This is a genomic window from Dyadobacter sp. (assembly GCF_051859145.1).
Lineage (GTDB): Bacteria > Bacteroidota > Bacteroidia > Cytophagales > Spirosomataceae > Dyadobacter.
Window position 1 is genome coordinate 1 of sequence record NZ_JBHYGF010000100.1, and the last position, 8105, is coordinate 8105.

Annotated in this window: 7 protein-coding genes and 1 pseudogene; 7 read left to right on the top strand and 1 reads right to left on the bottom strand. The window is 46.0% G+C overall.

The genetic code is table 11. The features are described 5' to 3' along the window. The first annotated feature begins 65 nt into the window (after positions 1-65). The 3 genes from ACTIE6_RS07330 to ACTIE6_RS07340 all read left to right on the top strand — a co-directional run bounded on the left by ACTIE6_RS07330 (position 66) and on the right by ACTIE6_RS07340 (position 2882). Positions 66-647 (top strand): Crp/Fnr family transcriptional regulator, encoded by a 582-nt coding sequence (locus ACTIE6_RS07330; protein ID WP_439556016.1) that lies wholly within the window; start codon positions 66-68, stop codon positions 645-647. A gap of 100 nt (positions 648-747) precedes the next feature. After that, positions 748-1398 carry a hypothetical protein gene (locus ACTIE6_RS07335; RefSeq protein WP_439556017.1) on the top strand — a complete coding sequence of 217 codons (651 nt, stop codon included), beginning with the start codon at positions 748-750 and terminating at the stop codon, positions 1396-1398. 11 nt (positions 1399-1409) lie between these two features. Beyond that, the gene (locus ACTIE6_RS07340) at positions 1410-2882 is read left to right on the top strand and encodes a hypothetical protein (protein ID WP_439556018.1); all 1473 of its coding nucleotides are present in this window, start codon (positions 1410-1412) and stop codon (positions 2880-2882) included. Positions 2883-2915: 33 nt separating this feature from the next. Here ACTIE6_RS07340 and ACTIE6_RS07345 read toward each other — a convergent pair whose 3' ends face one another. After that, on the bottom strand, positions 2916-3383 hold the full coding sequence (locus ACTIE6_RS07345; protein WP_439556019.1) for a hypothetical protein: 468 nt from the start codon (positions 3381-3383) through the stop codon (positions 2916-2918). A gap of 135 nt (positions 3384-3518) precedes the next feature. On the opposite strand from ACTIE6_RS07345, the gene ACTIE6_RS07350 reads away from it, so the two are divergent. From ACTIE6_RS07350 to ACTIE6_RS07365, 4 genes and pseudogenes are all read left to right on the top strand, one after another. Beyond that, on the top strand, positions 3519-4754 hold the full coding sequence (locus tag ACTIE6_RS07350; RefSeq protein ID WP_439556020.1) for a nucleoside recognition domain-containing protein: 1236 nt from the start codon (positions 3519-3521) through the stop codon (positions 4752-4754). 114 nt (positions 4755-4868) lie between these two features. After that, complete coding sequence (locus ACTIE6_RS07355) at positions 4869-6362, top strand: TolC family protein (RefSeq protein ID WP_439556021.1); 1494 nt, start codon at positions 4869-4871, stop codon at positions 6360-6362. A 50-nt stretch (positions 6363-6412) separates the two neighbouring features. Further along, complete coding sequence (locus tag ACTIE6_RS07360; RefSeq protein ID WP_439556022.1) at positions 6413-7834, top strand: efflux RND transporter periplasmic adaptor subunit; 1422 nt, start codon at positions 6413-6415, stop codon at positions 7832-7834. Positions 7835-8000: 166 nt separating this feature from the next. Continuing rightward, positions 8001-8105: pseudogene (locus ACTIE6_RS07365) on the top strand (NAD(P)H-dependent glycerol-3-phosphate dehydrogenase); the annotation flags it as partial.

The window sequence follows — 8105 nt, forward strand, 5'->3', positions numbered from 1 at the left end:
CGCAGTGTTGCAAAGTAGTTGCAAAGTGCTCATCTTGCAGTACCTCAGCTCTATCTCACACTATCATGTATTCAGATTTTATTACGTCCCTCTCGGGCATTTTGCCTATTAATAAACAGGTACAAGCCCGGTTCCTGCAAAAGTTAAAATTCGTAAAGGCTCAAAAAGGTAAGCTGCTGCTGTCCGAAGGGGATATTTGTGACAAGTTGTGGTTCGTCTGCAGTGGGCTGGTCAGAGGCTACCACCTGGCCGACGATGGAACAGGCAAGTTTTGCGATACTACAGAATGGTTTGCAAAAGAAAATGACTTTTTCCATGCCGCCGAAAGCTTTGTTGAGCAGGTACCTACCTGCGAGTATATCGAAACTTTGGAACCTACTTCGCTGATTTACATTGCCCGCAGCGATCTCTACCAGCTTTATAGCGACCATCCTGAAATCTGCTGTCTTGGTCGGATCATAGCTGAAAAATCCTGGCTGAAACACATTGCATTGTTGCGAGAAATGCGTGCCTTATCGGCTACTCAGAAGCTGGAAGCTTTTCGTGTCAGGTCCAAAGAGCTGTTTAACCGCGTACCTCAGAAACACATTGCATCCTATCTCGGCATTTCCGAAAACTACGTCAGCAAGCTCCGGGCGAAACACTGAGTTTTCTGGGTTTTTGTAGGTCACAAAGCTGGGTTTTTGTAGGAGATCAACTGACCAATTAATGGTTGATTTGCATTGTTAACTAAATGCAAATTAATCCATGAAAAAGACATTATTCCTCGCTGTCCTGACTTTTTGCTTGTTGGGCACCGATGCTTTTGGCCAGCAAGCGACAAAGCCGCCTGAGAAAGCGGGCGATGCGAAACTGCCTTTCAAATGGGACCTCAGTCTCAATATGTATCCCCTAGTTAAGACGGGGCGTCTGGGATTTCTGATCAGATACTCGCCCAACCAGAAAGGAGCTTTCCGGCTATCTTTTGACAATGTTCAATTCGGGAAAACGAAGTCGGCTCAATACATCGGCGTGATAGATGGCCCTCGCCTGGATACAATTCGTGTTACAACTTCGACATTCGGGTATGGTACCCAGCGGATTGGCTATGAAGTTCATTTCAATTCAGACCAGCATCAATTGTATTGTGGAATGGATCTCGGCTTTTTTTTCTACTATGAGAGACACAACCCTGGAATTGCCCATACATCCAGAATGTATAAGTTGTCTGCGAACCCATTCGTAGGATTAAAGTACAGAGTACTCGACCGCCTTTCTCTTTCAGCTGAACTGAGCGGCCAATTAGTATACCAATTAAGTAGTGTCATAGCACATAACAGAGAGACCATGTCGGACAACAAGCTGTGGGCACTTTCAATAGAGTCTTCTCACTTCTTTAACATTTCGTATCATTTTTAACAAATACAATAATGAGAACTTTATTACTTGTTAAGATCTTGCTTGTGAGCAGTTTTATTTTTGTTCAGACAGTTGTTATGGGGCAATCTGTCGAAATTACCTGCGCTCCAAATGGCTGCAATAGTGCACTGCCTGATCAAACGCCGTACCAGTATTCTGCCAAGATGTCCAGCTTTGCAAGTTGTAAAACTGGGGGCGATTGCAGGTTTAAGTGGGAAGTAAGTAACGGAATTTTTACTCAAACTAATTCAAATACCTATGAGGGTGACGGAGTTGCAGTTGTTGATGTAAAGTGGAATAATGTGAATGGCAATGGAACAATCAAGGTGACAACTGCAAAGCCAGCAAGTACTACAAATGGATGTGACGAGTGCCCGGTAGGGCTAACAGCCACGAAAACAATCCCTATCAAGTACCTTGGCACACCTGGCAATATTAAAATCAATGGCGTAGCCTATACAGGCAGTTACCAGTTTAGCTGTGGTACTGCTCCTATAACAGTTTCTGTAACTCCTGCCGCGAATGCTACAAACTACGCCTGGACTTATCCGTCCGGCTGGGTCAAAAGCGGTAGCGGACCGACCATTACATTGACGCCGACGAAAAATACCGGTGGTACCATTAAAGTAGCTGCCTCCCGGGGAGATGTGCTGAATCTTGAGACTGCATCGCAATTGGTTATCACTAGGCCGCTGCCTACCAAACCGGTTATCAACTCAGGGGATATTTTGCTCTGCAATCCACAAACGATTACCGCTTCGGCTAGTAATGCAAGCTCCTATAACTGGGTTACAAGCGGTGGAATTACAGCCAGTTCTCCCGGTAACACCAATTCGGCACAAATTACAGGTGTTTCGAGTGGTACTGTAAAAGTATCTGCTACATCGGCTGCCTGTGGGGTTACTTCGGCTTTCAGCAACACAATCAATGTAAAACGCAGTGCTCCGCTTGCCGCAGCTTTGCTTGTTACTGGTAATGGTGGTGCCTCCCCGGATTTTATGTGCAACGGATCGGGCGTGTCATTACATGCGGAAACTGCTGAGCCCGGAACGATTTTCAGTTCATGGGTAAGTAGCAATCCTGCTAATACAATTCTAAATTATAATGGAGGATCGGCTTACTTTAATTCTTATGTCAATAGCTGCTATGGTATCACTGTGGTTGCCAGTAACTGTTTTGGTTCCGTACAGAAAGGAATTACGATTTGTGTGGATAATTGTATTAAGCCGACGCCCACTCCTGACATTTATCCAAACCCAGCCGAAGACTACATTGATATTGCATTAGGCGAACGCGCTGCTGTTGAAGTTCCCGAGCGGATCAAGCTGATCAGTGAAGAGGGGTCCAGGGAATTAAAATCTGTGAATGTAAGCTCGGACGGAATGATTCGGCTCAATGTATCTGATTTGCCGCGTGGCGTGTACCAGGTATTATTTATTTATAAACGTATTGAATCCAAAAGTGTGCGTATTGTATTAGAGTAATAATCCGCAGCTCATTTGTTCGACGTTCCTCCCTCACTTCTTCACTTTATACCGCGTTCGCGCATAATGCCTGATCGTTGAGATCTTCAACTGACCCTGGTCTATCTTCACGAGTTTGTATTCCTTGAACTCGCCTTTTTTGTCCAGAAAACCAATAATGCAGGATTGGTCCTCTTTTCCTTTCTGGATCTCAACTTTTGGCATAATTCCGAAATTGGGCACTTTCAATGTGTCTTCCGCATCGAGCGCTTTGTACGTCATTTTGATCAGGAAGGTGAAAGTGGCTTTTGTTTCGTAAACCTCGACCGCGAACTTGAAGTCATTCAGCGGATCTTTCACTTTCTCGCTGTAAGTGGCTACCGGCAGCTTTTGAACTTCCGTGCGTTCCAGGGCAATTGTATCATTCACTACTTTTTCGCCGCCAGCGCCTGTGCTGCCTGAATCAGTTTGTCCATTGCATGCGTACAGTAGTACCAGGACAATCAGGTAACAATACTTCATGGAAAATCAAGGTTTGGTTTGAGATGAGTTCCTGCTTTGCAATATACTTTTGTTATTTGCATTAAATGCAATATTTTCCTCTTTGCATTGTAAACAAACCATTACCAAACCTGCCTCTTTCCCCGAGTTTAAAACATGGCATTGAACTATATTTTTGTCGGCTTCTTCGTCATAGCCTTTGTAATTGCCTTCCTGAAATTTATCCTCACCGGCGATGTACAGACTTTCAAAGAAGTAACCGAAGGAATGCTGAAAATGGCTGAGGTAGCGGTAATGGACATTGCGCTGCCGCTTACCGGTGTAATGACGTTCTTTTTGGGGATTTTAAATGTGGGTGAAAAAGCGGGAATCATCAATCGGCTTGCGCGGATTATCGGTCCTTTTTTCAACAAACTTTTTCCAGAGGTGCCGGAAAATCACCCTGCGCATGGACAGATGATCATGAATTTCTCGGCCAATTTCCTCGGGCTTGATAATGCAGCTACTCCATTTGGTCTACGGGCAATGCAAAGCCTGCAGGAGCTCAACCCGGTAAAAGACACCGCTTCCAATGCGCAGATCATGTTCCTGGTGCTGCATACTTCCGGTTTGCAGATCATCCCCCTTTCCATTATTGCCCAGCGCGCCATTCTCGGCGCTGAAAGTCCGTCAGATGTTTTTATTCCGTGTGTGGTAGGTACTTACATCACCACGGTGGTGGCCATGATCATCACAGCTGCCTGGCAGAAGATCAACCTGTTCAATCGCACTATCCTGCTCTGGCTCGGGTCTATCACAGCATTTCTTGCATTCACACTCTGGTACCTCTCGGGTTTGCCCAAAGAGCAGATCGAGAAAATCTCCATTTTCGTAGGTAACTCGGTATTGCTTGCCGTCATAGCGGGCTTTCTTGGTGTGGCTTTGTATAAGAAAATCAATGTCTTCGAATCTTTCATTGATGGTGCCAAGGCGGGTTTTACTACTACTGTCACCATTATTCCCTATCTGGTCGGGCTGCTCGTAGCGATCAGTGCATTCCGCGCCTGTGGGGCAATGGACTATCTGATTGACGGTTTAAAATACCTTTTTGCGCTCACAGGTATGAACACGGATTTCACGGATGCGCTGCCCGTTGCATTGATGAAGCCGCTCAGCGGCAGTGGTGCACGCGCATTGATGATCGACGCGATGAAGGAATTCGGGCCGGACTCATTTGTCGGCAGGTTGGTATGTATATTCCAGGGCTCGGCCGACACCACGCTTTACATTGTCGCATTGTATTTTGGCTCCGTAGGAATCAAGAACACGAGGTATGCGATTGTAGCCGGCCTGATAGCTGACTTTGTCGGAGTGATCGCAGGGATCTGGCTTGGATACTTATTTTTTCACTGATAATAAGACCGTTTCGTTATTGCCCTTTTACACTTATATGCAACCGTCCGTACAAAATGGATGGTTGTTTTTTATGCTAAACACTAATATTGATCAACTAACTCTGGACAGCCCATGTTAAAATCGTTACGTAATTCTGCACTATCGTTCTTCCTCGTTTGTGCAATTGTTCCAGTTGAAGCTACCTTCGCGCAGAAAGATGTAAATCAGCCTGCTAACACTTATTCTCTTGAAGATTGCATTCGCATTGCGCTTGAAACCAATCCGCAGATCAAACAATCGGAGCTGACAGTCCAGTCCAACGACAACATCTACCAGCAATCCAAATGGCAGCGCTGGCCAAGTATCAGTTTCAGCGCCGGACAGGGTTTTAGTTTTGGTAGAAATATTGACCCTTTTACCAACCAGTTTGTCCAGCAGAACATCAGCTCGAACAACTACCAGCTAGGCGGTCAGATCACCCTTTTCAACGGGTTTCAGATCAGAAATAATATCAAATTCAACAATTCAAACTACCAGGCGAGCGCCAAGGACCTGGATGCTACACGAAACGATATTATGCTGAACGTGGCGCTGTCTTACCTGCAGGTAATTACCAACCAGGAGCTGATCGAAGTAGCGCAGTTGCAGGTGAATGCGTCCCAGTTACAGGTTGACCGGACTGCAAAGCTGGTAGAGGCAGGTACCCTCGCCGAAAGCAACCTGCTCGATTTGAAAGCCCAGCTTGCCAATGATGAATTGACGCTTGTTAATGCGCAAAACAACCTTGAGACTGCCAAACTTAATTTGAAACAATACATGAACATGCCAGGCAGCGAGCAGATCAATGTGGTTAAAATCGAAGTGAAAGACCCGACTTTGCAGGCTTACAATGCCACAATACAGGAGATTTATGAAACTGCATTGAACAACCTTCCGCAGATGAAGGCCGCTAACCTGCGAATAGAAGCTGCTAAAACGAATGTAGATCTCGCCCGTGGAGCAGGAATGCCTTCGTTGACATTGAGCGGCGGTGTTTATACCACATTTTCAAGTGCCGCGCCGAAAGAAAGATTTGTGTCCGACGGTTCGGGAGAGTCGATTACCGAAGTAATATCGAACACCGACTATATTCTTTACAACGACGAGCAGCTGCCGATTGTACAAAAGATACGGACACCAAATGGTGCATTGCGGACATTCACTTACCTCGATCAGCTGAACTTTAACCGTAACTCAGCAATCAACCTGAACCTGAATATCCCGATTTTCTCAAATTTCAGGGTCAAATACAATGTTGCCAATGCGAAAATCCAGCAGAAAACCTACGAATACCAGGCGCAGCAAGTTCAGCTGACCATTCGCAAAAATGTGGAGCAGGCTTATATTGATATGACCAATGCGGCAAAAAGGTATTCTGCCACGGCCAATCAGGTGCGGGCATTGCAGGAAACATTCCGCGTATCGCAGGTGCGTTTTGATGTTGGCGCCATTAACTCCGTTGAATTCAACATTGCCAAGGCCAATCTCGACCGCGCAAACGGCAATCTTGTCCAAACCAAATACGATTATGTGTTCAGGACCAAAATCCTGGATTTCTATATGAACCGCCCGCTTTCAGATTTCTGATCGCACCACCCTCATTCCACAATCAACTAATCATTGTAATCTAAAATAGCATGGCACGTAAATCTTCAAAACGAATCTGGTGGATTACAGCTGGTCTCGTCGTATTGCTCGCAGTTGGCCTTTTCGGGGCTAAAAAGGCGGGGTATATCGGCAAGCCGAAAACCACAGAAGTGGAATATGCAACTGTCGGGAAATCGGATATCGTGGAGCGCGTGACTGCGTCGGGTAAAGTGCAGCCCGAAGTAGAAGTAAAATTAAGTCCCGATGTGTCGGGTGAAATCATTAGCCTGAATGTGGCAGAGGGTGATTCCGTGGTAAAAGGACAGCTGCTGTTGAAGATCCGGCCGGATAACTATGAATCACTGATGGCGCGTGCGCAGGCTACGGTTAACTCCAACAAAGCAAGTTATGAGCAGACCAAAGCCATGGTATCGCAGGCAGAAGCGAGATTGATCCAGGCGAAAGCGAATTTTGAGCGTAATAAAAAGCTGTACAATGATAAAGTGATTTCAGCAGCCGACTTTGAGCAGTTTGCTTCAACTTACGGAGTTGCCCAGCAGGATGTTGAATCCGCAAAAGCCAATGTTTCAGCGGCATTATTCAACATCAGGAGCGCAGAGGCAGGTTTGCGTGACGCCGCCGAAAACCTTCGGAAAACGAGCATTTTTGCGCCGGTAAGCGGCATTATTTCTCTACTGAATGTAGAAGCAGGCGAGCGCGTCGTGGGAACTTCACAAATGGCAGGTACCGAGATGATGCGCATTGCCAATCTTGCCAATATGGAAGTGCGTGTGAATGTTAATGAAAATGATATTGTCCGCGTTTCGCTTGGCGACACTGCTGAGATCGACGTAGATGCATACAGCGCGTCGGGGCGGAAGTTTAAGGGAATTGTGAAAGAAATTGCCAACACCGCGGCCGGACTTGCATCGGCATCGAGCACTTCCGTGGCAAGTACTTCCACGGATGCGGTAACCGAGTTTGAGGTAAAAGTGAAGATCCTTAATGAATCATTCAGTGACTTAATGGGATCACGGTCCAAGAAATCCTATCCGTTCAAGCCGGGAATGACGGCATCGGTAGATATCATTACGGATCGTAAAAACGGAGTAGTGTCTGTACCGATTGCTGCCGTGACAACACGGACCAACACACCACCTGCCGGCTCACCCGCCGGACCGCCTCAGGAAAATGAAGGTTCCGAAGAAAACAATAACAAACCCAAGAAAGAGGTTGCTATTAAGGAAGTTGTGTTCATGGACGTGAATGGAAAAGCTGAGATGCGGGAAGTAAAAACGGGTATCAGCGACTTCGAAAACATTGAAATTCTGTCAGGACTGAAACCGGGTGACAAGATCATATCAGGGCCGTACATTGCTGTGTCGAAAAATCTGAACAATGGCGATCTGGTCGAGAAAAAGAAGGAAGAGGTGAAAAAAGACGAAAAAAAATCAAATGAAAACGGGAACTGATACGTTCTTAAAAAGTAATAAGTTCGATTTAGTTTAGGTTAAAAAGGAAAATCCTTGCGGCTTTGCTGCAAGGATTTTTTATTTTGACCCGGAAACTTCCCACTTTTAGGGGCCGGCTGCCGACATTTGCTTTATTCCATGGCACCGGTTTTGAAGCATTTATTTCATGAGTCTTTTAAATGGAGTTAAGATAGCCGTCATAGGCGGCGGTAGCTGGGCCACTGCGCTGATTAAGATCCTGTGCGAACAAAATAACGTACAGATCAGGTGG

Bases quoted from the DNA above. Each gene is read 5' to 3' on its own strand.
- ACTIE6_RS07355 (WP_439556021.1), top strand. From the start codon at position 4,869: ATGTTAAAATCGTTACGTAATTCTGCACTATCGTTCTTCCTCGTTTGT.
- ACTIE6_RS07340 (WP_439556018.1), top strand. From the start codon at position 1,410: ATGAGAACTTTATTACTTGTTAAGATCTTGCTTGTGAGCAGTTTTATT.
- ACTIE6_RS07360 (WP_439556022.1), top strand. From the start codon at position 6,413: ATGGCACGTAAATCTTCAAAACGAATCTGGTGGATTACAGCTGGTCTC.
- ACTIE6_RS07345 (WP_439556019.1), bottom strand. From the start codon at position 3,383: ATGAAGTATTGTTACCTGATTGTCCTGGTACTACTGTACGCATGCAAT.
- ACTIE6_RS07350 (WP_439556020.1), top strand. From the start codon at position 3,519: ATGGCATTGAACTATATTTTTGTCGGCTTCTTCGTCATAGCCTTTGTA.
- ACTIE6_RS07335 (WP_439556017.1), top strand. From the start codon at position 748: ATGAAAAAGACATTATTCCTCGCTGTCCTGACTTTTTGCTTGTTGGGC.
- ACTIE6_RS07330 (WP_439556016.1), top strand. From the start codon at position 66: ATGTATTCAGATTTTATTACGTCCCTCTCGGGCATTTTGCCTATTAAT.